The 22,222-nt window shown below is 67.3% G+C and carries 17 protein-coding genes and 1 tRNA gene; 10 read left to right on the top strand and 8 right to left on the bottom strand.

Annotated features, from left to right (window positions below):
- The first annotated feature begins 1 nt into the window (after position 1).
- The 6 genes from V7778_RS22460 (at position 2) to V7778_RS22435 (ending at position 6,769) form a co-directional block, all read left to right on the top strand.
- The gene (locus tag V7778_RS22460) at positions 2–1,219 is read left to right on the top strand and encodes an NAD(P)/FAD-dependent oxidoreductase (protein ID WP_335559413.1); all 1,218 of its coding nucleotides are present in this window, start codon (positions 2–4) and stop codon (positions 1,217–1,219) included.
- A gap of 96 nt (positions 1,220–1,315) precedes the next feature.
- Positions 1,316–1,528: a 30S ribosomal protein S21 gene (gene rpsU / locus V7778_RS22455; protein ID WP_005665410.1), complete on the top strand. Its 213-nt coding sequence runs from the start codon at positions 1,316–1,318 to the stop codon at positions 1,526–1,528.
- 124 nt (positions 1,529–1,652) lie between these two features.
- Positions 1,653–2,102: a GatB/YqeY domain-containing protein gene (locus V7778_RS22450; protein ID WP_335559350.1), complete on the top strand. Its 450-nt coding sequence runs from the start codon at positions 1,653–1,655 to the stop codon at positions 2,100–2,102.
- A gap of 197 nt (positions 2,103–2,299) precedes the next feature.
- Complete coding sequence (gene dnaG / locus V7778_RS22445) at positions 2,300–4,096, top strand: DNA primase (RefSeq protein WP_335559349.1); 1,797 nt, start codon at positions 2,300–2,302, stop codon at positions 4,094–4,096.
- Positions 4,097–4,314: 218 nt separating this feature from the next.
- A complete protein-coding gene (gene rpoD / locus V7778_RS22440; protein WP_335559347.1) occupies positions 4,315–6,570 on the top strand; it encodes an RNA polymerase sigma factor RpoD in 2,256 nt (751 codons plus the stop codon).
- A 120-nt stretch (positions 6,571–6,690) separates the two neighbouring features.
- Positions 6,691–6,769, top strand: a tRNA-Ile gene (locus V7778_RS22435).
- A gap of 49 nt (positions 6,770–6,818) precedes the next feature.
- Here V7778_RS22435 and katG read toward each other — a convergent pair.
- The 8 genes from katG to V7778_RS22395 all read right to left on the bottom strand — a co-directional run bounded on the left by katG (position 6,819) and on the right by V7778_RS22395 (position 18,662).
- Positions 6,819–9,071: a catalase/peroxidase HPI gene (gene katG / locus V7778_RS22430; protein ID WP_335559345.1), complete on the bottom strand. Its 2,253-nt coding sequence runs from the start codon at positions 9,069–9,071 to the stop codon at positions 6,819–6,821.
- 152 nt (positions 9,072–9,223) lie between these two features.
- Positions 9,224–10,189 carry an MBL fold metallo-hydrolase gene (locus V7778_RS22425; protein WP_335559344.1) on the bottom strand — a complete coding sequence of 322 codons (966 nt, stop codon included), beginning with the start codon at positions 10,187–10,189 and terminating at the stop codon, positions 9,224–9,226.
- A gap of 77 nt (positions 10,190–10,266) precedes the next feature.
- Positions 10,267–11,085 carry an isocitrate lyase/PEP mutase family protein gene (locus V7778_RS22420; protein ID WP_335559342.1) on the bottom strand — a complete coding sequence of 273 codons (819 nt, stop codon included), beginning with the start codon at positions 11,083–11,085 and terminating at the stop codon, positions 10,267–10,269.
- A gap of 101 nt (positions 11,086–11,186) precedes the next feature.
- Positions 11,187–11,579: a YbaN family protein gene (locus V7778_RS22415; RefSeq protein ID WP_335559340.1), complete on the bottom strand. Its 393-nt coding sequence runs from the start codon at positions 11,577–11,579 to the stop codon at positions 11,187–11,189.
- Between the two features lie 77 nt (positions 11,580–11,656).
- A complete protein-coding gene (locus tag V7778_RS22410) occupies positions 11,657–13,522 on the bottom strand; it encodes a putative bifunctional diguanylate cyclase/phosphodiesterase (RefSeq protein ID WP_335559339.1) in 1,866 nt (621 codons plus the stop codon).
- A complete protein-coding gene (locus tag V7778_RS22405; protein WP_335559337.1) occupies positions 13,519–14,019 on the bottom strand; it encodes a YfiR family protein in 501 nt (166 codons plus the stop codon). Before V7778_RS22405 ends, V7778_RS22410 begins: the two co-directional genes overlap by 4 nt.
- 13 nt (positions 14,020–14,032) lie before the next feature.
- Positions 14,033–16,066: a TonB-dependent receptor plug domain-containing protein gene (locus V7778_RS22400; RefSeq protein ID WP_335559335.1), complete on the bottom strand. Its 2,034-nt coding sequence runs from the start codon at positions 16,064–16,066 to the stop codon at positions 14,033–14,035.
- A 157-nt stretch (positions 16,067–16,223) separates the two neighbouring features.
- Positions 16,224–18,662 carry a CHASE domain-containing protein gene (locus V7778_RS22395; protein WP_335559332.1) on the bottom strand — a complete coding sequence of 813 codons (2,439 nt, stop codon included), beginning with the start codon at positions 18,660–18,662 and terminating at the stop codon, positions 16,224–16,226.
- A gap of 157 nt (positions 18,663–18,819) precedes the next feature.
- Here V7778_RS22395 and V7778_RS22390 point away from each other — a divergent pair, with 157 nt between their 5' ends.
- The 4 genes from V7778_RS22390 to V7778_RS22375 form a co-directional block, all read left to right on the top strand.
- Complete coding sequence (locus V7778_RS22390; RefSeq protein WP_335559330.1) at positions 18,820–19,269, top strand: hypothetical protein; 450 nt, start codon at positions 18,820–18,822, stop codon at positions 19,267–19,269.
- Positions 19,270–19,397: 128 nt separating this feature from the next.
- Positions 19,398–20,018 (top strand): LON peptidase substrate-binding domain-containing protein, encoded by a 621-nt coding sequence (locus V7778_RS22385; protein ID WP_335559329.1) that lies wholly within the window; start codon positions 19,398–19,400, stop codon positions 20,016–20,018.
- A gap of 17 nt (positions 20,019–20,035) precedes the next feature.
- The gene (locus V7778_RS22380) at positions 20,036–20,773 is read left to right on the top strand and encodes a hypothetical protein (protein WP_335559327.1); all 738 of its coding nucleotides are present in this window, start codon (positions 20,036–20,038) and stop codon (positions 20,771–20,773) included.
- 275 nt (positions 20,774–21,048) lie between these two features.
- Positions 21,049–22,222: DEAD/DEAH box helicase (locus V7778_RS22375; RefSeq protein WP_335559325.1), on the top strand; the 1,174-nt coding region annotated here is incomplete at its 3' end.

Here is a 22,222-nt window from a genome sequence, read left to right as displayed (position 1 = left end):
CATGGCAAAACAATACGATGTAGCAGTCCTCGGCGCAGGCGCCGCCGGCATGATGTGCGCGGCGGTCGCCGGCCAGCAGGGCAAGCGGGTGGTGCTGCTCGACCACGCGGCCAAGCTGGCCGAAAAGATCCGCATTTCCGGCGGCGGCCGCTGCAATTTCACCAACATCAACGCCGGCCCCGCCAACTTCCTGTCCCAGAACCCGCACTTCTGCCGCAGCGCCCTGTCGCGCTACACGGCCCAGGATTTCCTGGCGCTGGTCAAGAAGCACCGCATCGCCTACCACGAAAAGCACAAGGGCCAGCTGTTCTGCGACGACTCGTCCGAGCGCATCATCGCCATGCTGCGCGCCGAATGCGAGGCGGGCGGGGTGGACCTGCGCATGCCGGTCAAGATCGGCGGCGTGCAGAAGACGGAGACGGGTTTCCTGGTGTCCACGGACAGCGGCGAGCTGGAAGTGGCCAGCGTGGTGGTCGCCACCGGCGGCCTGTCGATCCCGAAGATCGGCGCCACCGACCTCGGCTACCGCATCGCCACCCAGTTCGGCCTGAAGGTGATCGATACCCGCCCCGGCCTGGTGCCGCTGACCTTCGACGGCCCCAGCTGGGAGCCCTTCGCGCCCCTGGCCGGCATCGCCCTCGAGGTCGACGTCAGCACCGGTACTGCTAAAGGGAAGGGCGCGCTCCGCGGCCAGTTCCGCGAAGACCTGCTGTTCACCCACCGCGGCCTGTCCGGCCCGGCGATCCTGCAGATTTCCAGCTACTGGCAGCCCGGCACGCCGATCGTGCTCGACCTGCTGCCCGAGATGGACGTGGCCGAAACCTTGATCGGCGCTAAGAAAACGGAAAAGAAACAGCTCGGCAACGTGCTGGCGCAATGGCTGCCGGCGCGCCTGGCCGACGGGTTGCTGGCCGGGAACGGTTTCGACCCCAGCGCCCGCCTGGCCGACATGCCGGACGCCAGGCTGCGCAAGCTGGGCGACGCCATCAACCGCTGGGCCATCGTCCCGACCGGCTCGGAAGGCTATAAAAAGGCCGAGGTGACCCTGGGCGGCGTCGACACGCGCGAGCTATCGCAGCAGACCATGATGGCGAACAAGGTGCCGGGCCTGTACTTCATCGGCGAGGCGATGGACGTGACCGGCTGGCTGGGCGGCTACAACTTCCAGTGGGCCTGGGCCTCGGGCGTCGCGGCCGGGATGGCCCTGGGCGCCGGCTGACGTGGCAATTCCGGCACAAGTTGATAAAAGCTTTTACTGGCAACAAAAAGCTGATAGAATTTCGTTCTTCCCTAAATCCAACGGTTTGATTTTTACATGACCACTATCCGCCTTAAAGAAAACGAGCCGTTCGAAGTCGCTATGCGTCGCTTCAAGCGCACTATCGAAAAGACCGGTCTGTTGACGGAACTGCGCGCCCGCGAGTTCTACGAAAAGCCGACTGCAGAGCGCAAGCGCAAGCTGGCAGCTGCCGTGAAGCGCCACTACAAGCGCATCCGCAGCCAGCAACTGCCGAAGAAACTGTACTAAGACAATCCAGTAACTCGATCCGGTGACGGCAATCCTGTCCCGGCGAGCCGCTGATGTCCGCAAGCCCGCTCCGGTTGTACCGCGGCGGGTTTTGTCGTTTATATCCACCGAACACGGAGAACCCATGAGCCTGAAAGCACAACTGACCGACGACATGAAAGCGGCGATGCGCGCCAAGGAAAGCGCCCGCCTCAATACCGTCCGCCTGATCATCGCCGAGATTAAGCGCAAGGAAGTCGACGAGCAGACCGAACTGAACGACGAGCAGGTCGTGGCCGTGATCGAAAAGATGGTCAAGCAGCGCAAGGATTCCATCTCGCAATTCGAAGCCGGCGGCCGCGCCGACCTGGCCGAGATCGAAAAGGGCGAACTGGCGATCCTGGCGACCTACATGCCTGCCGGCCTGTCGGACGAGGAAGTCGCCGCCGAAGTCGCCGCCGCCGTGGCCGCCACTGGCGCCGCCGGCCCGCAGGACATGGGCAAGGTGATGGGCGTGCTCAAGCCGAAACTGGCCGGCCGCGCGGATATGACCCTGGTCTCGGGCCTGGTCAAGAAGGCGCTGACTGGCGCCTGAACGCACCGCAGTGTCATTCTATTAAGTGAGCCTTTGTACGTCGTTCCGGCGCAGGCCGGAACGACGTGGATGCTGACTGACAGGAATGTGCCGAGTATGCTTCGAGCAAGCCCGTCCAGGCCGTCATCTTGTTGTATGTCAACTTGCAGCGAGCGCTGCGGTATAGTCTGAATCCAGACAAACCCTGAGTAAGTTAAGTGATTCCGCAATCATTCATTACAGATTTGCTCAACCGCGTTGATATCGTCGACGTGGTCGGCCGTTATGTCCAGCTCAAGAAGGGCGGGGCGAACTTCATGGGCCTGTGCCCATTCCATAACGAAAAGTCCCCCAGCTTCACCGTCAGCCCGACCAAGCAGTTCTACCACTGCTTCGGCTGCGGCGCCCATGGCACCGCGATCGGCTTCCTGATCGAATACTCCGGCCTGGGCTTCGTCGATGCCGTCAAGGACCTGGCCCAGAACGTGGGCATGGTCGTCCCCGACGCCGACGACAAGATCCCGCCGGCCCAGCGCGCCGCCCAGCAAGCCCAGTCGCTGGCCATGACCGACGCGCTGACCCAGGCCTGCGCCTATTACCGCGCCCAGCTGCGCGAAGCGCCGAATGCGATCGCCTACCTGAAAAGCCGCGGCCTGACCGGGGAAGTGGCCGCCCGCTTCGGCATGGGCTATGCGCCCGGCGGCTGGGACAACCTGCGTTCCGTCTTCCCCGACTACGACGCCCAGGCCCTCGTCGAATCCGGCCTGGTGATCGACAAGGTGGACGAAGAGGGCAACCGCCACAAGCGCTACGACCGTTTCCGCGAGCGCGTGATGTTCCCGATCCGCAATACCAAGGGCCAGGTGATCGGCTTCGGCGGCCGCGTGCTCGACGGCGGCGAACCGAAGTACCTGAACTCGCCAGAAACCCCGCTGTTCCAGAAAGGCCTGGAACTGTACGGCCTGTTCGAAGCCCGCCAGGCGATCCGCGACGCCGGCTACGTGCTGGTGACCGAAGGCTACATGGACGTGGTGGCGCTGGCCCAGCTCGGCTTCCCGCAAGCGGTCGCCACGCTCGGCACCGCCTGCACCAGCACCCACGTGCAAAAGCTGCTGCGCCAGACCGACGACGTGATCTTCAGCTTCGACGGCGACAAGGCCGGCCGCCGCGCCGCCCGCCGCGCACTGGAGGCTTGCCTGCCGCAAGTGTCGGACGACAAGACCATCAAATTCCTGTTCCTGCCGCAGGAGCACGATCCGGACAGCTTCGTGCGCAAGCGCGGCGCCGAGGCTTTTGAGCAGGAAATCCAGGACGCGATGCCACTGTCGCAATTCCTGCTGCGCGAAGTGACCCAGGAGCACGACCTCGACACACCCGAAGGCCGGGCCCACGCCCAGTTCGAGGCCAAGCCGCTGCTGCAGGCCATGACCCCGTCGGCCCTGCGCCTGCAGATCGTGCGCGGCCTGGCCAGCATGACCCAGTCGACTCCGGCGGAGATCGAAAGCCTGTTCGAGTTGTCAAAGCCGGTATCGGTAGCACGCCGTGCGCCGCCGCGCCAGGGCCGTCCGGTGCCGGTCGGGCTGGAGCGCCAGATCATGCGCATCCTGGTCGCCCATCCGCACCTGGCCCTGCTGCTCGACGAGGCCGCCCAGGCCTCCTTCGACCACTTGGGCGAGGAGTCCGGCGAGCGCATGCGCTACCTGGTGCAAACGGCCCAGGAGCTGGGCGAGGGCGGCAGCTTCGCCGTGCTGTCCCAGATATTGAAAGAGGCCACCGGCGAATACGACCAGCTGATCGCCGAGATCGGCGCCGAGCCGGAATCGGAGGCCGACGCGGACCGGATCTGGCTGCTTAGCGCCGTGCGCCAGATCAAGATGGATGCGTTAAAACAGGAACTTAACCAGTTGTTTTCTTCTGGGCTGACCCCAGATCAGGTGAGTGCTCGCTATCGCGAAATCACAGCTCAGCAGGACCTCTTGGCACGCGAGGCAGCCGCGGAAATGGCGCCTCGATGACCCCGGGCAAGGCCCAGTGTTCGCAACTGGAAAAAGCAGGGGTGCGTGCTATAATAAAACGCTAACTATTGCAACTGTTGAAACCATTTTTGGTTCAATCGCGGCGTGGTGTTTCAGTTAGCAAGGCAACAGATGATTGCCTGCAGGGTGATGTAAGGTAACAAAACTTTATCTTTAACCATCGTAAAGTTAGTGTCGTTGTGACATCGAAAGCGCCTGTGCCAACCAAGAAACCCGAAACCAAAGTGGCTGCGAAAACCACGAGAGCCTCCGCCGCCAAGGTGGACAAATCGCAAGACAAGGCCGAGGTTCGTACGGCGAACCCTGCACCTGTCAATCAGACGACCGATGCGGCCGCCCTGGCTGCGATCGACACGTCCGGCTATGTCCTGCCGTCCGTCAAGGTGCCGGGACGCCGTGGCCGCAAGCCCAAAGAATTCACGCCCGAAAACGACGAGATCGCCGCGCTGAACGCGGTCGAGCGCGCCGAACTGAAAGCCGCGGACAAGGCCAAGGCCAAGGACCGCAAGGCCAAGGAAAAAGCGCTGCTCAAGGACGCCTTCTCGTCCGACACCGAAGCCAGCGAGGAAGAACTCGAACTGCGCCGTAACAAGCTCAAGGCCCTGATCAAGTCGGGCAAGGAGCGCGGCTTCCTCACGTACTCCGAGATCAACGACCACCTGCCTGACAATATCGTCGATCCGGAAGCGATCGAAGGCATCATCGGCACCTTCAACGACATGGGCATTGCCGTCTACGAGCATGCGCCCGATGCCGAGACCCTGCTGCTGTCCGACAATGTCCCGAACGTCACGAGCGACGATGAAGCCGAGGCCGCGGCCGAAGCGGCGCTGTCGACCGTCGATTCCGACTTCGGCCGCACCACCGACCCGGTGCGCATGTACATGCGCGAGATGGGTTCGGTCGAGCTGCTGACCCGCGAAGGCGAGATCGAGATCGCCAAGCGCATCGAAGACGGCCTGAAGGACATGATCCAGGCCATCTCCGCCTGCCCGGTGACGATCGCCGAGATCATCGACGCCGCCAGCAAGATCGAGAAGGACGAGATCAAGATCGACGAGATCGTCGACGGCATGGTCGACGCGGACGACGACGAGCAGACCTCGCCGACCGCCGTCGCCCCGACCTCGACCGACGACGAGGATGAAGACGAGGACGAAGAGGAAGAAGCCGAGGAAGAGGAAGAGGAAGCGTCCGGCGCCTCCGGCGCGGCCGGCTACTCGGCCGAGCAGCTGGAAGCCCTGAAAAATTCCGCGCTCGGCAAGTTCGGCGAGATCGCCCAGCAATTCGACAAGATGCGCAAGGCCTTCGAGAAGGACGGCTACAACTCCAAGGCCTACGTCAAGGCGCAGGAAGCGATCTCCAACGAGCTGCTGGGCATCCGCTTCACGGCCAAGGTCGTCGAGAAGCTGTGCGACACCCTGCGCGGCCAGGTCGACGAAGTGCGCCACATCGAGAAGCAGATCCTGGATGTGGCCGTGAACCGCTGCGGCATGCCGCGCGCCCACTTCATCAAGGTCTTCCCGGGCAACGAAACCAACCTGGAATGGGTGGACGGCGAAGTCAACGCCGGCCACGCCTACAGCGCCATCCTGGGCCGCAACATCCCGACCATCAAGGAACTGCAGCAGCGCCTGATCGACCTGCAAGCTAGAGTCGTGCTGCCGCTGCCGGACCTGCGCAACATCAACCGCCAGATGGCGGCCGGTGAAATGAAGGCGCGCAAGGCCAAGCGCGAGATGACCGAGGCCAACCTGCGCCTGGTGATCTCGATCGCCAAGAAGTACACCAACCGCGGCCTGCAATTCCTCGACCTGATCCAGGAAGGCAACATCGGCCTGATGAAGGCGGTGGACAAGTTCGAATACCGCCGCGGTTATAAATTCTCGACCTATGCGACGTGGTGGATCCGCCAGGCCATCACCCGTTCGATCGCGGACCAGGCGCGCACGATCCGTATTCCGGTGCACATGATCGAAACGATCAACAAGATGAACCGGATCTCGCGCCAGATCCTGCAGGAGACCGGCGCCGAGCCCGATCCGGCGACCCTCGCGATCAAGATGGAAATGCCGGAAGACAAAATCCGGAAGATCATGAAGATCGCTAAAGAGCCGATTTCGATGGAAACGCCGATCGGCGACGACGACGATTCGCACCTGGGCGACTTCATCGAGGACAACAACACGCTGGCGCCGTCGGATGCGGCCCTGCATGCCTCGATGCGCGGCGTGGTGAAGGACGTGCTGGACTCGCTGACCCCGCGCGAAGCCAAGGTCCTGCGCATGCGCTTCGGTATCGAGATGTCGACCGACCACACCCTGGAAGAAGTGGGCAAGCAGTTCGACGTCACCCGCGAGCGTATCCGCCAGATCGAAGCGAAGGCGCTGCGCAAGCTGCGTCACCCGTCGCGTTCGGACAAGCTGAAGAGCTTCCTGGAAGGCAGCAGCTGATCTGTGTAGCAATTCAGGCTTGACGGGCCTGCTCTAAAAGCAATATGCTCTCGCCACTTCGCTCATCCGGTACCGCACCGGCGAGCAGGTGGCGAGTTTCTTGTCACCGTCCCGATTTCCGGGCCTCTAGCTCATGCCTGGTTAGAGCAGCGGACTCATAATCCGTTGGTGCCCGGTTCGACTCCGGGGAGGCCTACCAAGAAAAATGAAGGCTTACGCGAGTGTTCTGCGTAAGCCTTTTTCGTTTGCTAGGCAGCCGCCTTCATGGTCCGCCGCGGATTGCGCCGAGCCAGCAAATCAAAGCGATCAAGCGTCATCACCTTGTCCCACGCCGACACGAAATCGCGCACGAACTTTTCCTTCGCATCGTCGCTCGCATAGACCTCGGCTAGTGCGCGCAACTGTGAGTGCGCGCCGAAGACGAGATCAGCTGCCGTTGCCGTCCACTTCAAAGCACCGGTCACACGATTCGCGCCCTCGTAGACCTTATCAGCCGACGCCGACGGCCGCCACGCCGTCCCGATATCGAGCAGGTTCACAAAGAAATCATTGCTGAGAACACCCGGCCGCTCAGTGAGCACCCCATGCTTCGACTGCCCATGATTCGACCCGAGCACCCGCATCCCACCCACCAGCACCGTCATCTGCGGCGCCGTCAGCTTGAGCAGATTGGCACGGTCCAGCAGCCGGGTTTCAGGCGACAGCGGATCCTCCGCCCGGAAGTAATTGCGGAAGCCATCCCCCACCGGTTCCAGCACATCGAAGATGCTGACATCCGTCTGCTCCTGCGACGCATCGGTGCGGCCCGGCGCGAACGGCACCGTCACCTGCACACCCGCTTGCCTGGCCGCGTCTTCCACCGCCGCACATCCCGCCAGCACGATCAGATCGGCCAGCGACACCTTCTTTCCGCCAGCCGCCGAGCCGTTGAACTCCTGCTGGATCTGCTCTAGCCGCGCCAGCACGCGCTGCAGCCGCTCCGGCTCATTCGACTCCCAATCCTTCTGCGGCGCCAGCCTGATCCGCGCCCCATTGGCGCCACCGCGCTTGTCGGTACCCCGGAAGCTCGCCGCCGCACCCCAGGCAGTGGACACCAGGTCTGGAATACTCAGGCCTGACTCCAGCACCTTGCGCTTGAGTGCAGCAATATCCTGCTCGTCGACCAGCGGATGATCCACCGGCGGCACCGGATCCTGCCACAGCTGCGGCTCCGGCACCCATGGCCCGAGATAGCGCGACAGCGGCCCCATGTCGCGGTGAAGCAGTTTGAACCACGCCTTGGCAAACGCCTCCGCGAGCTGGTCCGGATTGTCATGGAAGCGTTTCGCGATGGGCCCGTAGATCGGATCCTGGCGCATCGACAAGTCGGTCGTCAGCATCATCGGCGCATGCCGCTTCGATTTGTCGTGTGCGTCCGGCACCGTGTCCTTGGCCTCGGGATTCTTGGGCGTCCATTGCTTGGCGCCGGCGGGGCTGGTCGTCAGTTCCCACTCGAACTTGTACAAGTTTTCCAGGAAGCCGTTGTCCCACTTAATCGGATTGGAGGTCCAGGCGCCTTCCAGCCCGCTGGTGATCGTGTGCGCACCCTTGCCGCTGCCGAACTTATTCTTCCAGCCGAGGCCTTGTTCCTCGATCGGCGCGCCCTCCGGTTCCGCGCCGATATTGTCGACCGCCGGCCCGGCGCCATGGGTCTTGCCGAAGGTGTGCCCTCCGACGATGAGGGCGACGGTCTCCTCGTCGTTCATGGCCATGCGCGCAAAGGTATCGCGGATGTCGCGCGCCGCCGCCAGCGGATCGGGATTGCCCCCCGGTCCTTCTGGGTTCACATAGATCAGCCCCATCTGCACGTTGGCGAGCGGCCTGGCCAGTTCGCGGTCGCCGCTGTAGCGCTCGTCGCCCAGCCAGGTGTCTTCCGGTCCCCAGAAGATGTCCTCGGGTTCCCACACATCCGGCCGGCCGAAGCCGAAGCCGAAGGTTTTGAAACCCATCGATTCCATCGCCACGTTACCGGCCAGCACCACGAGGTCGGCCCAGGAAATCTTCTGGCCGTACTTCTTCTTGATGGGCCAGAGCAGGCGGCGCGCCTTGTCGAGGTTGGCGTTGTCCGGCCAGCTATTCAGCGGCGCAAAGCGCTGCTGGCCTTCGCCGCCGCCGCCGCGGCCGTCGGCGATGCGGTAGGTGCCGGCGGCGTGCCAGCTCATGCGGATGAACAGGGGGCCGTAGTGGCCGTAGTCGGCCGGCCACCAGTCCTGGGAAGTGGTCATGACCTCGATCAGGTCCTGCTTCAGCGCCTCGACGTCGAGGCCCTTGAACTGCTCGGCGTAGTCGAACTCTTCTTCCAGCGGGCAAGACAGGTGCGAATGGGTGTGCAGGACGGACAGGTCCAGCTGGTTCGGCCACCAGTCCTTGTTTCTTCGCGGGCGGCCGGCTTTCGGCGTCGGCGAGGGAATGGCCGGGTTTTCGCTTTCGCTGACGCTTTGGGTATTTTCCTTGTCGGGCATCGTGGTCTCCATCGGCTAGTCGTTTTGACAAAAGCAGATCAAGCCTAGGCCACCGGCATGCGCGGCACAATAAAAATTTATTAATGACCCCGATAGGATCAGCCCTGTGGCGTGGCCGCCGCGTCGAACTCAGCGGTGCTCGGTCACGCCCACTAGGTATCGCCCCGCCGCAGTTCGCCTTCCCGGCCGAGGACGAACTGGTCCAGGTCGCGCGCCAGGAACAAGGGTCCGTCATAGGCGCTGCGCGCTTCGGTTTCGAGCGCCGACAGCGACAGCGGGCCTTCTCCCTCCTGGTAGCGCGGGCTGAAATGGGTCAGCACCAGGTTGGCTACCCCAGCCTCTGCCGCGAAACGGGCCACCTTCAGGGCGGAGCTGTGCTGCGGACCCGGCCCCACCTTGTCCAGGATCTCCTGGGTGTAGGTCGCCTCGTGCACCAGCACATCCGCCCGATGGGCCTGGGTGGCGAGCAGCTCGGGCGTGTCGTTGTCGCCGGCGATGACCACCGTGCGCGGCCGGCGACCGGGCAGCAGATAGTCTTCCGCCACGATGCGGCGGCCGTCCGGCAAGCTCACGTCGCGGCCTTGCTGGATCTCGCCCCACAGCGGCGACGCCGGTACGCCGTCCGCCCTCAGCCGGTCGAGGTCGAGCTTGCGTTCGACCTGGGCTTCCGTAAAGCCGTAGGCGTAGGAGGGCAGGCGGTGCGACAGCGGGGCGGCGGTGACGGTGAAATCGGGCAGCACCGGCGTGCCGGGCAAGTCTTCGGGCAGCAGGAAGGAGACCGGATAGGGCAGGCGCAGCTGGGTCGCTTCCATGATGCATTCGATCATGGCCTGCAGCGGCGCCGGTCCGACGATCAGCAAGGGCTCGGTCCGGTTCAGCATGCCGGCGCTGGCCAGCAGGCCGGGCAAACCATAGCAATGGTCCCCGTGCAAATGGGTGATGAACACCGTGCGCAGGTGCATCAGCGACAGCGGTGCGCGCAGCAGGCGGTGCTGGGTGCCTTCGGCGCAGTCGACCAGGGCCCAGTGGCGCGCGCCGCGCGTGCGTAGCGCCACCGCCGACATGTTGCGCTGCCGGGTCGGGGTGCCTGAGGACGTGCCGAGAAACAGGAGCTCCATAGCTAATTTGCCGTTCAAGCCGATAACACGTCATTATCCGGAAAAGACGGGCGCCCCGGCGCGTGCCCGACCGGCGCTTACTCCGCGGCGGCGGCGCTTTCCATCCAGCTATTCAGTTCGCCATAGCGCGCGGGGCTGGCCACGGGCGCGTCGAGCCCGCCGGTGGCCAGGAAGTGCTCGGTGAATCCCTTGACGTAGCCGAACATGCCTTCTGCGATGGCCGAGCCGGCGCTCAGGCGGCGCACCCCCAGTTCGCGCAGCTGGGCGAGCGGCGGCAGTCCGGGCAGGGCCATCACGTTCAGCGGCAGGCTGATGCCCGCCACGACGGCGGCGATCTCGCCGGGGTCGCGCAGGCCCGGCACGAACATGCCGCTGGCGCCGGCTTCGGCGTAGCGCGCGGCGCGCTCGAGCACCATCGCCACCCGCTCGCCTTCCGGCGCCAGGCCGCGCAGGTAGACGTCGCAGCGCGCGTTGATGAACAGGCTGATGTCGCGCTTGTGCGCGATGCGGCGAATGGCGGCGATCTTCTCGGCCAGCAGCTCGGGCGTGCCGGCGCCGTCCTCGATGTTGATGCCGACCACGCCCACCACCATCAGTTCCTCCGCCAGGCGCGCCACCTGTTCGAGGTCGTCGCCATAGCCGTCTTCCATGTCGACGCTCAAAGGCAGCGCATTGTTGGCGGCGATGCGCGCGGCCGTGTCCACCAGCAGGTGCGAGGGCAGCTTGCTGCCGTCCGGGTAGCCGTGGGCCCAGGCGACGGCGGCGCTGCTGGTCGCCAGTGCCGGCGCGCCGGCCAGCGCGGCGATGCGGGCGCTGCCCGGGTCCCAGCAGTTCGCGAGCAACAGCAGGCCGTCCTGGTGCAGGGCGTGGAATTGGCGGTCGGGGCAGGTCGACATCGTGTTCTCCTCGTTGGTGTTGATTGATCGACATGATGCCATGCCTGGGCCGCCGAGGTGCAAGCATGCCGGAACCGGCCATGCGGCAAGGTTGCGGCGCTTCAGGCGTCGTGCGGAGGTTGCTCTTGCCGGGGCAGGCGCAAGGTGGGCAGGTAGCGCCACATATAGGTGCTGACGCCGATGCCGGTCGCCAGCAGCAGCGCCTGCAACCCCAGGTGGTCGACGCGGCCCATGGCGCCGAGCAGGGAGAGCCACAGCAGCGCGGTGGCGACGATCTTGGCCTTGAGCGGGATACCGCGTCCTTCCTCGAAATTGCGCAGGTAGGCGCCGAACACGCGGTGCGACAGCAGCCAGCGGTGCAGGCGCACCGAGCCGCGCGCGAAGCAGGCCGAAGCCAGCAGCAGGAAGGGCGTGGTCGGCAGCAGGGGCAGGAAGATCCCTACAACGCCGAGGATCACGGCCAGCACGCCGGCAATGTTGTAGAACAGTCGCATGCTCGTACTCTAGCATTGATAGGCGGCGAGGCCGTTCAACCGGCTCCAGCATGGCCGCGCGGTCGCCCCGGCCGCGTCTATTCCGCTACCGCCACCGGCTCTTCCAGCAGCCGCGCCGCCAGTGCCGACAGCGGCATCGGCCTCCCCAGCAGATAGCCCTGCGCATAATCGCAGCCCGCGCGCTGCAGCCATGCAAGCTGGGCGCGGTCCTCCACGCCCTCGGCCACCACCGTCAGCCCGAAATCGTGCGCCAGGCCGATGACCGCGCCGGCCAGCATCTGGCCGTCCGCCGGCAGCGGCCGCACGAAGCTGCGGTCGATCTTGAGCTGGTTGATCGGGAAGGATTGCAGATACGACAGCGAGGAATAACCGGTGCCGAAATCGTCGATCGACATCCGCACCCCGAGCGCGCGCACCGCGTGCATGAAGTCGATCGCGGCGCCGCGGTCTTCCATCAGCATGCTCTCGGTCAGTTCCAGCTCCAGGCGGTGCGGCGCCAGGCCGGTCTCGGCCAGGATGCGCTCGACGCTGCGCACGAAATCCTTCTCGCGGAACTGGCGCGCCGAGACGTTCACCGCCACGTGCAGCGGCGTGCCGCTGCGGCGGCCCAGGTCGACCGCGTCGCGGCAGGCGCGTTCCAGCACCCATTCGCCGATCGCGACGATCAGGCCGCATTCCTCGGCCACCGGGATGAACTCGTCCGGGCCGATGAAGCCGTGCTCCGGATGCATCCAGCGCAGCAGGGCCTCGACGCCCACCAGGCGCTCGGTGGCGCAGTCGAACTGCGGCTGGTAGAACACCGCCAGGCTATCGGTCTCGAGCGCGCGGCGCAGGTCGCGCTCGAGGCGCGCGCGGCGCTGGGTCGCGTGCATCATGGCCGGCTTGAATTCGCCCACCCGGTTGCGCCCGCCGCCCTTGGCGTGGTACAGCGCGGCGTCGGCGTTGCAGGTCAATTCGCTGGCGTTGGCCGCGTCCTGGGGGAAGACGCAGGTGCCGGCGCTGCCGGTGACCATGACTTCGGTGGCATCCAGCTGGATCGGGCGGCGCAGCGCTTCCATCAGGGCCTCGGCGATGTCGCGCAGCGCCTCGCTCGACGCCAGCGGCCGCGCGATGACGATGAATTCGTCGCCGCCGAAGCGGCCTACCAGGTCGCCCGGGCGCGCCGCCGCGCGCAGGCGTACGCCGACTTCGTGCAGCAGCTGGTCGCCGGCCGCGTGGCCGGCGCTGTCGTTGACCACCTTGAAGTTGTCCAGGTCGATCAGGACCAGGCCGACGCTGCCGCCGCTCTCGCGGGCCTGGGCCAGCGCGGCGTCGAGTTCCTCCTGGCCGCCGCGCCGGTTGGGCAGGCCGGTGACCGGATCGGTATAGGCCAGGTAGGCCAGCTTGGCCTCGGCGCGCGCCACCCGCAGGCGGCTGCGGCGCGAGATCAGGGCGCTGGCCAGCAGGGCGCCGGCCGAGGCCAGGCCGAACAGGACGCCGTAGTTCTGCAGCGCGGTCGAAATCGCGCCGGTGTCGGCGCGCAGCAGCATGCCGCCCAGGCTGCGGTCGCCGTGCACGATCGGCCTTTCCTGCACCACCGGACCGAACCAGTTCGGCGCCAGCTGGGCCAGGGTGCTGGGCGCGGCCGTGTTGCGCCGGAAGGCGACGAACTCGCGCCCGCTGCTGTCGTAGATGACGGCGTCGACCAGGGCGGGGTCGGCCTGGAAGGCGTTCAGGATGTCGGCCGCCGCTTCGCGGTCGCCGAACATCAGCGGAGCGGCAATGTTCTCGCCCAGGACACGGGCGTGGATATCGACGTCGGCGCGCAGGCCGTGGCGCAGGGTGACGAACTGGTAGGCCAGCAGCGTGCCGCCGACCAGGCTCAGGGCGGCGGCGGCGGCCAGCAGCTGGCCTGCGCCGAGCATGCGCGCCATGCGCGGAAGACGTCGGGCGCCGGCATTCATAAGACATTCCTTGCAAGACGCAGCAATTTCGAACTGACCCGCAGGCCGCTGCGCGCGGCCTCGCGGGTGTCGACGTCGAAGCGCAGCTGCTCGTCGTCGTCGACCAGGGTGATGGCGGCGGGCGCGCCGCCCAGGCCGTCGCGCACCACCAGCACGCCCGGGCTTGAAACGGCGTCGGCGGAGCGGCCCAGCACCAGGATGTCGCAACCGGCGGCCTGCGGATGTGCGGCGGCGTCGGCCACCAGCCAGGCGCGCCCGCCGGCCGGCTTGCCGTTATAGGCCAGCAGCGCCGGCCACAGCACGCTGGCGCGGTCGGCGCAGACCGAGAGAGGCGCGCGCGTGCGCGCCTCGGGCCAGCTGGTGAACTGGGCGAAGTTGTAGATGTAGGCGGCCTTGATCTCCACGTCGCGCACCTGGGTTGGCGCTGCGGCGCTGGCCAGGCCTGGCGCCGTGGCCAGCAGCGCGCCGCCGGCAAGCGTGCATGCGAAGGTGGTCAATCCGCGCCCCATCTCAGAACCTGTAGGCCAGCTTGGCGTGGAAGGAACGGCCCTCGCGCTGCAGCGCTTCCTGGACGAAGGCGGGGCCGGCCGGGTCCGCATAGCGGCGGTCCAGCAGGTTGTACACGCTCAGCGACAGGTCGGCGCCCGGCACCAGCCGCGTGCTCGACAGGGTCAGGTTGCTCATGCAATAGCCGCCCACGCGGCCATGCTCGGTCAGGCGCGCCGACAGGCATTGGAATTCGCCGCCCAGGCGGGCGCGCTGGCCGGCCAGCGGCAGCACGCCGTTGAACTTGAGCAGGTGGCGCGGCGAGGCGCGCAGCGGCGCGCCCGCGCCGTCGCGTGCGCGCTGCCAGGTGTAGCTGGCGCGCAGGCGCGCCGCGCTGGCGTAGACCTGCTCGGCCGAGGCTTCCAGGCCCACGGCCCTGGCGTGGTCGAGGTTGCGGAAGATGAGCAGGCCGCTGGACGCTTCCAGTTGCTGCGAGACCAGGTCGCGCATGCGGTAGTCGAACAGCGACAGGCGCGCGTGGCCGCCGGCGCCGAAGGCGTGTTCGAGCACGGCTTCGGCGGTGCGGATGCGCTCCGGGGCCAGGTCCGGATTCGCCAGCTGGCCACCCTCGCCAGGTACGTTGTAGTACAGCTCATAGGCGTTCGGCACCCGGAAGCCCTTGCCGTAGATGAGTTTGGCGGTGGTGCCGGGCGCGAAGCGGTAGAGCAGGGCCAGGCGCGGACTGGTGCTGCGCGCGCCGGTGCTGTGGCGGTCGTGGCGCAGGCTGGCGTTGACCAGCACCCGCGCGCCTAGGCGCAGCTCGTCCTCGATGAACACGCCGCGCTTGTCGGCCGAGCGGCGCTCGTCCAGCAATGAGAAAAAGGGTTCGGCCTCGTAGTTGAACATGTCGCGCCGGGCGTCGTGTTCGAGATCGGCGCCCGCCACGATCTTGTGGCCGGCGATGGCGGTGATGGTGGCGTGCAGGTTCAGGCCGCTCCAGCGCGCATGGCTGCCGTCGACGTTGTCGATGGGGCGGCCCTCGGCGCCGGCGTAGTAATAGTGGCCGAGGTAGTCGGCCTTGCCCCACACCGCCTGGGCCGACAGCGCCAGGCCGGGCGCCAGCGTGCGCGCATACGCCAGCTGGGCCACGCTGTGCGTGTCCAGGGTGCGGTTGGGCGCGCCGAACAGGGTCTCGTAGGATGCGGTGGGGGTGCCCTTGCTGCGGTGGACGTGGTTGGCCGAGAAGGTGAAGCCGCCCGCGCTGGCCTTGAGCAGGAACTGGCGCGCCTGCTCGCCGTCGCCGCCGCGGACGATGCCGTGCCCCTGGTCCGGCGTGTCGAATTCGGGGTAATACAGGGTTTCGCCGTCGCGCGTGAGCACGCTGGCCGACATCAGGAGGTCGGCGCCGTCCCGGCCATGCCAGCCGTAGCTGGCGCGCAGGCGCCGTTCGCCGTCGCCACCGGCCGCCAGCGCGACGCGCGGGCCCGCCAGTGCATTGCCGTCGCGGGTCACGACATTGATCACGCCGAACATCGCGCTCGAGCCGACGATGGCCGAGCCGGCGCCGGGAATGAATTCGATGCGCTGCACCAGGTCCATGTCGACCAGGCCTTCATTGCCCAGCATGGCCTGACCGTAGACGCTGTCGTTGGTGCGCACCCCGTCGATCATGAACACGAAGCGGCTGTTGTAGTCGCCCGGGCGCACGAAGCCGCGCGCGCCCAGGTAGGCGTAGCTGCGGTCGCTGGTGGTGAACAGGCCGGGCAGGGAGCCCAGCGCGTCGGCCAGGGTGCGCCAGCCGTGGGCGCGGATATCGCTCGAATCCAGCACGCTGGCGGCGGCCGGCGCTTCGCTGATCAGCTGCTCGAACCGGGACGCGGCCTTCACCATCTTCATGCCCATCAGCGCTTCGAGCGGCAGCTCGGCCAGGGCCGGCGCGTCCCCGGGCTTGGCTACCGGCGCGGCGGCCGCCGGAAGCGTTTCCATCAACGCCGCCAGGGCCAGCGCGGCGGCGGCCGGCAGGGAAAGTGCAGGATTAGGGCGGTCGAGTGAGCGCATTGCCACGTCAGCGGCCTGTAGCCGGCTGTCCGATCTGGTTAGATTTGGTGAGATTCTTTATGTCACCAGATAATACCAGAGGGCAATAAAAGGACATGTGCTTTACTGCTTTTGTCAATATAAAACAACAAGGCAAATGGGGGGGGGCTGGCCCCGCTCAGGAGTGGGCGCCGGCGTCCGAGGCGGCAGGTTCGGCCGTGGCGGACGCCTCGGGCGCTACTGGCGCTACTGGCGATCCTGGCGATTCGGCCGGCACGGCCGGCTCGCGCAGTGCGGGCGCCACGTGGCGCGGCAGGTAGATGGTGACCGTGGTGCCCTGGCCCGGCGTGCTGGCCAGGCGGATGTGGCCGCCGCTCTGGCGCACGAAGCCGTGCGCCATCGACAGGCCTAGGCCGGTGCCCTTGCCCTCGGGCTTGGTGGTGAAGAAGGGCTCGAAGGCGCGTTCCATGACTTCGCGCGGCATGCCCTGGCCGGTGTCGCTGACCGCCACCTGCACGTAGTCGCCGGGCGTGAGCTCGGGGTCGGCCTGGGCCGCCTCGGCGTCGACCGTTACATTGGCCAGGCGCAGGGCGATGGTGCCGGCGCCTTCCATGGCGTCGCGCGCGTTGATCACCAGGTTGAGCAGCACGTTCTCGAGCTGGTTGGGGTCGACCAGGGTCGGCCACAGCTCGGGCGGCGCGCTGCGCTCGACCGTGATGCTGTCGCCGGCGGCGCGCAGCAGCAGGCTGTCGACCCGCTCCAGCAGCTCGCGCACGTCGACCACGCTCGGGTGCAGCGGCTGGCGCCGGGCGAAGGCCAGCAGCTGGCCGGCCAGCTTGGCGCCGCGGTCGACCGCGTCGAGGATGCTGTGCAGGCGCTTCTTGTTCATCGGGCCTTCGGCGCGCAGCATCAGCTGCACGTTGGCGCTGATGATGTGCAGGATGTTGTTGAAGTCGTGCGCCACGCCGCCGGTCAGCTTGCCCACCGCCTCCAGCTTCTGGGCCCGCAGCAGGCCCTGGCGCGCCTCGTCCAGGCGCTGCTGGCGCAGCTGTTCGCGCGCCTCGGCCTCGCGCCGCGGCGTGATGTCGCGCACGAACACGCTGGCGCCGGCCACCGAGCCGGTCGGCAGCAGGGCCACCGCCAGCTCGGCCGGCACCTTGCGTCCGCTGGCATGCAGCACCTCGACCTCGGTCGGCGCGCCCAGCAGCGAGCAGGGGCCGCCGCGCTTGAAGCCCTCGAAGGCGGCGCGGAAGGCCGCCCGCCTGGGTTCGGGCAGCAGGGTCTCGACCGGGCGCCCGACCGCTTCCTCGGCGCCCATGCCGAAGATACGCGTGGCCTGGGCGTTCCAGTCGGTGATGCGGCCGGACTCGTCGACCGCGACGAAGCCGTCGTAGGCGTTCTCGAGGATCACGCGGATGCGCTGCTGCTCGGCGGCGATGCGGTCGTGCGACTCGCGCAGTTCGAGGGTCATGGACTGGGCCAGCTGCAGGGCGCGGCGGCGCTCGGTGGCCAGCAGCCAGACAACCAGGCTGAGCAGGAAACCGAGGATGGTGCCGGTGACCGCGATCAAGAGGGGACGGGTGGTGTCCAGGGTTGCCAGCAGCGAGGCGTCGGGACGCATGGTCACGGTCCAGGTCCGGCCGCCCATGGCCAGGCGTGTCGTGTGGCTGAAGTGCGCGGGCGCGGCGCCGGCGGCGGGGGAGCGGTACAGCAGGGTGTCCGGCGTGGCGCGCTCGCTGTCGTAAATCTCGACATCGAGCTGAGGCACGGCGATCCCGCTCACGCCGCGCATCAGGTCGTTCATGCGGAAGGGCGCGTAGACCCAGCCTGCGAGGGCGGCGCGGCGCTGCGCCACGTTCGCCACGGGCATGCCGGCGCGGTACACGGGCAGGTACATCAGCACCCCGGACTGGTGGCCGCCGGCGCCTTCCTGCACCAGCACCACCTTGCCGCTCAGGGCCGCCTGGCCGCTGTCGCGCGCGGCGATCATGGCCGCGCGCCGCACCGGCTCGCTGAACATGTCGTAGCCGAAGGCGCGCAGGTTGCGGCCCGAGAAGGGTTCGATGTGGGAGACGGCGGTATGGGTGTCGCGCGGCTCCTCGGGACTGACCGCATAGTGCGGATAGCCTTCGGCGCGCACGCCGCGTTCGTGGGCCGCCAGGCCGCCGGACGGGATGGCGGTGGCGATCCCGATCGCCTCCAGGCCGGGGAAATGCTGGTCCAGGCGCAGCTGGCGGTAGTACTCGGCGAAGTCGGCGCGGCTGAGCGCGACCGAGCCGCGCAGGTAGCCGCGCGCGCCGCGCATCACCTGTTCGTAGACCGCCATCCGGCGCTCGATGCTGTAGGCCATGTCGCGGGTGCGGTAGTCGAAGGTCTCGCGCAGCTGTTCCTGGGCGCCGTGGCGCGCGCCGTTCCAGGCGCTGTAGGTCGCCACCAGGGTGACCAGGAACACGAACATCGCCAGCAGCAGCGGGCCCTGGCCGGACCCCGGGAGGGGCAGCCGGCCGCGGGCAAGCGTAGGCGACGGTGCTGGATCGGACTGCTGCATGGCGTCGAGCGCGCACGGGAAAGCCGTGGCGGAGAAGTTGATCGGAATCGCACGGATGTCTTGTAGCATACGCACCCTTTCGCTGGCAGGGCGCACGCGACCTTCGCATTTGGCAAGAACTTATATGGCAAAATATTTATCCAATGCAATCCAACAGACGACCGTGCACTCATCCATGCACTCATCCATATGATCGGCGCGGCCGCGGCTTCCTGCGGAGGCGGCCATGATGCTGCCTGAGGCGCTGCGCCGCCACTGGCCGCTGGCGGGCCTGGGCGGCCTGCTGCTGCTCGCGCTGTCATGGGCGACGCTGGCCCCGCTCGGCGGCGGCAGCCACGAGCTGCTGCTCGAGGTGCCGCCCGGGGCGCGCACGGCGGGACTGCAGGTGCCGGCCGAGATCCGCCTGACGCGCGGGGTGCGCGACGTGCTGCTGCTGCGCAACCGCGACAGCGCGCCGCTGGCCTTCGGCCCGGTCGACGTCGCTCCCGGGCGCGAGTTCCGCCTGACTTTCGAGGAGGAGGGGGAGCACGCCTACGCCTGCCCGCTGGTGGCTGGCGGCGTGGTGCGGGTGCGGGTACTGGCCTGGCCCGATCCCGGCCTGGACCGGCTGCGCTGGCGCCTCGACAACCTGGTGCAGGCCCTGCGCTGGCTGCCGCTGCGGGGCCCCGATGCCTGAGGTCTCCAAGCGCGGGAAATATGCATGCGGACAGGGCGTTCCGGCCCGTGCCGCACCCTCTGCGCGGAGCGCCGCGCAGGCCTGCAATCGTGCTCCCGTTTCGCCGTCGATTCTGTCATGATGGGAGTATGTCGACGATTTCCTTGCCACTGTTCCCGCTCAGTACGGTACTGTTCCCGGACGGGGTGCTGCCGCTGCAAGTGTTCGAGGTGCGCTACCTCGACATGATCAGCCGCTGCCTGCTGGACGAGACGCCCTTCGGGGTGGTGCTGCTGACCCAGGGCCAGGAAGTGCGCCGGCCCGGGGCGGAACAGGAGCGTTTCGTTGCCGCCGGTACCGTGGCCTCCGTCACCGAGACCACGGCCGCCACGCCCGGCCTGCTGCAGGTGCTGTGCCGCGGCGGCTCGCGCTTTTCGGTCGTCACCGCCGAACAGCGCATCAACGGGCTGTGGATGGCCGAAGCCGAGCTGGTCGAGGACGACCACCAGGTGACGGTGCCGTCCGAGCTGCAAGGCGCGGCCGACGCCCTCGACCGGGTGCTGGCCTCGCTGCACGACGTACCCCAGCACCGCTGGCCGGTGCAGCCGCCGTTCCGGCTGGAAGACTGCGGCTGGGTGGCGAACCGCTGGTGTGAACTGCTGCCGCTGCCGAACCAGCAGAAACACCAGATGCTCATGCTCGATAACCCGGTGATCCGGCTCGAACTGCTGCACGACGTACTCGATGAACACGGCTTGATCACCTCCTAGACCTATGGCTGGCTGGCATGAAATTCTCGGACGACCTCCTGATCGCCTACATCAACGGTGAACTCGCCGAACCGGCGCGCGCGGCCGTCGAGCGCGCCGTCGGCGCCGATCCCGTGCTGGCCGCGCGCGTGGCCCAGCACCGCGCCCGCCACAGCCGGGTGATCGGCGTCTCGGCCAACGGCCACGACGGCTCCACCCAGCCCCAGCGCCATGTTCCGCCCGGCGGGGCCAAGGTGGTGCACCTCGACGCGCTGCGTCCGGGCCGGACCGTGCCGCATCCGCCCCCGCGCCAGGCCTGGACCCGCAACCACTGGGCCGCGGTGGTGGGCGCCCTGGCCACCGGCATCCTGGCCGGCGCCCTCGGCTGGCGCAGCCTGGGCACCGATCCCGGCCTGGTGACCCTGGTCGACAACGAAGGCGCCCTGGTGGCGCGCGGCAGGCTGCTGAACGCGCTGAGCGAGCAGCTGGCCACCCCGGGACCGTCCGACACCGGCGTGCGCATCGGCGTCACCTTCATCGCCAAGGACGGCGCCTATTGCCGCAGCTTCGTGGTCGAGACCACCGCCGGCCTGGCATGCCGCAGCGCCGGGCGCTGGATTATCCCCGTGCTGGCCGAAGGACAGGCCGGCGCCGCCTACCTCGACGGCAGCGTGGTGCCGCAGGCGGTGCTCGACGCCATCGAGCAGCGCAGCGCCGGCGCCACCCTCGACCCGGTGGCGGAGCGCGCGGCCCAGCAGCGCGGCTGGAAACCCTGATCCGCCGGCCGCCGATGGACTGTTTCCCATTAACAAATTGTCCAGAAAACAGGTCAGCATATACAGTGGGGGCGATTTCAGGTATCGTGTCACCCGCTAAAAGAGCCTCTACGTCCGCGTACCTGGCGCCTTGTCCCGGCAATGACGCCGCGACGACGTCCAGGCCGTGCGCCACCCGGCGGCCCACCGCCGTTTCCCACCCGGAGTTTGATTCGCGCGCGCCGGCTGCCAGCAGCCGGGCCGTAGAGCTGAACCAATGAATGCCCGAAAAGAACATGTCTGATACACCGAACAATAACGACGCGAACAATAACGACGCCGTCGCGGCGACCGAGCAGCCGACCGTGCGCTTCGCCGATTTCGGCCTGGCGCCCGAGATCCTGCGCGCGCTTTCGGACCAGGGCTATGTCCATCCGACGCCGATCCAGGCCCAGGCGATTCCCGTGGTGCTGAAAGGCCGCGACGTCATGGGCGCGGCCCAGACCGGCACCGGCAAGACCGCCGGCTTCTCGCTCCCGATCATCCAGCTCCTGATGGAGCACGCCAACCCCAGCATGTCGCCGGCGCGCCACCCGGTGCGCGCCCTGGTGCTGACTCCGACCCGCGAACTGGCGGTGCAGGTGGCCGAGAACGTCAAGGCGTACTCGCGCCACACGCCGCTGCGCTCGACCGTGGTGTTCGGCGGCATGGACATGAAGCCCCAGACCGAGACCCTGCGCCGCGGCGTCGAGATCGTGATCGCCACCCCGGGCCGCCTGCTCGACCACGTCGAGCAGAAGAACATCAGCCTGGGCCAGGTGCAGATGCTGGTCATGGACGAAGCCGACCGCATGCTCGACATGGGCTTCCTGCCCGACCTGCAGCGCATCATCAACCTGCTGCCCAAGAAGCGCCAGAACCTGATGTTCTCGGCCACCTTCTCGCCAGAGATCAAGAAGCTGGCCAACACCTTCCTGACCGACCCGCTCACGATCGAGGTCGCGCGCAGCAACGCCACCGCCGACAAGGTCACCCAGGTGGTCTACAAGGTCGACGACGAGCACAAGCGCGACGTGGTCGAGCACATCATCCGCCAGCGCGCGCTGAAGCAGGTGATCGTGTTCTCCAACACCAAGATCGGCGCCTCGCGCCTGTCGCGCCACCTCGAGCAGCGCGGCATCAAGGCCTCGGCCATCCACGGCGACAAGACGCAGCAGGAGCGCATGGCCGCCCTCGACGCCTTCAAGAAGGGCGAAGTCGAGGTGCTGGTGGCGACCGACGTGGCCGCGCGCGGCCTCGACATTTCCGACCTGCCCTGCGTGATCAACTTCGACCTGCCGTACAACGCCGAGGACTACGTGCACCGCATCGGCCGTACCGGCCGCGCCGGCGCCTCGGGCGACGCGATCTCGGTGTACTCGGACAAGGACGAGCGCCTGCTGAGCGACATCGAGAAGCTGATCAAGCAGA

The organism is Massilia sp. DD77 (assembly GCF_036961685.1).
Lineage (GTDB): Bacteria > Pseudomonadota > Gammaproteobacteria > Burkholderiales > Burkholderiaceae_D > Telluria.
The sequence above is the reverse complement of the archived record's forward strand: the minus strand, read 5'-3'. Positions and strand labels throughout refer to the sequence as shown.

What these genes read in the sequence shown, in the direction of transcription:
- V7778_RS22395 (WP_335559332.1), bottom strand. Translation starts at nt 18,662, where the DNA reads ATGCTACAAGACATCCGTGCGATTCCGATCAACTTCTCCGCCACGGCT.
- V7778_RS22390 (WP_335559330.1), top strand. Translation starts at nt 18,820, where the DNA reads ATGATGCTGCCTGAGGCGCTGCGCCGCCACTGGCCGCTGGCGGGCCTG.
- rpsU (WP_005665410.1), top strand. Translation starts at nt 1,316, where the DNA reads ATGACCACTATCCGCCTTAAAGAAAACGAGCCGTTCGAAGTCGCTATG.
- V7778_RS22385 (WP_335559329.1), top strand. Translation starts at nt 19,398, where the DNA reads ATGTCGACGATTTCCTTGCCACTGTTCCCGCTCAGTACGGTACTGTTC.
- V7778_RS22410 (WP_335559339.1), bottom strand. Translation starts at nt 13,522, where the DNA reads ATGAATGCCGGCGCCCGACGTCTTCCGCGCATGGCGCGCATGCTCGGC.
- katG (WP_335559345.1), bottom strand. Translation starts at nt 9,071, where the DNA reads ATGCCCGACAAGGAAAATACCCAAAGCGTCAGCGAAAGCGAAAACCCG.
- V7778_RS22460 (WP_335559413.1), top strand. Translation starts at nt 2, where the DNA reads ATGGCAAAACAATACGATGTAGCAGTCCTCGGCGCAGGCGCCGCCGGC.
- V7778_RS22415 (WP_335559340.1), bottom strand. Translation starts at nt 11,579, where the DNA reads ATGCGACTGTTCTACAACATTGCCGGCGTGCTGGCCGTGATCCTCGGC.
- V7778_RS22425 (WP_335559344.1), bottom strand. Translation starts at nt 10,189, where the DNA reads ATGGAGCTCCTGTTTCTCGGCACGTCCTCAGGCACCCCGACCCGGCAG.
- V7778_RS22400 (WP_335559335.1), bottom strand. Translation starts at nt 16,066, where the DNA reads ATGCGCTCACTCGACCGCCCTAATCCTGCACTTTCCCTGCCGGCCGCC.
- V7778_RS22450 (WP_335559350.1), top strand. Translation starts at nt 1,653, where the DNA reads ATGAGCCTGAAAGCACAACTGACCGACGACATGAAAGCGGCGATGCGC.
- V7778_RS22380 (WP_335559327.1), top strand. Translation starts at nt 20,036, where the DNA reads ATGAAATTCTCGGACGACCTCCTGATCGCCTACATCAACGGTGAACTC.
- V7778_RS22420 (WP_335559342.1), bottom strand. Translation starts at nt 11,085, where the DNA reads ATGTCGACCTGCCCCGACCGCCAATTCCACGCCCTGCACCAGGACGGC.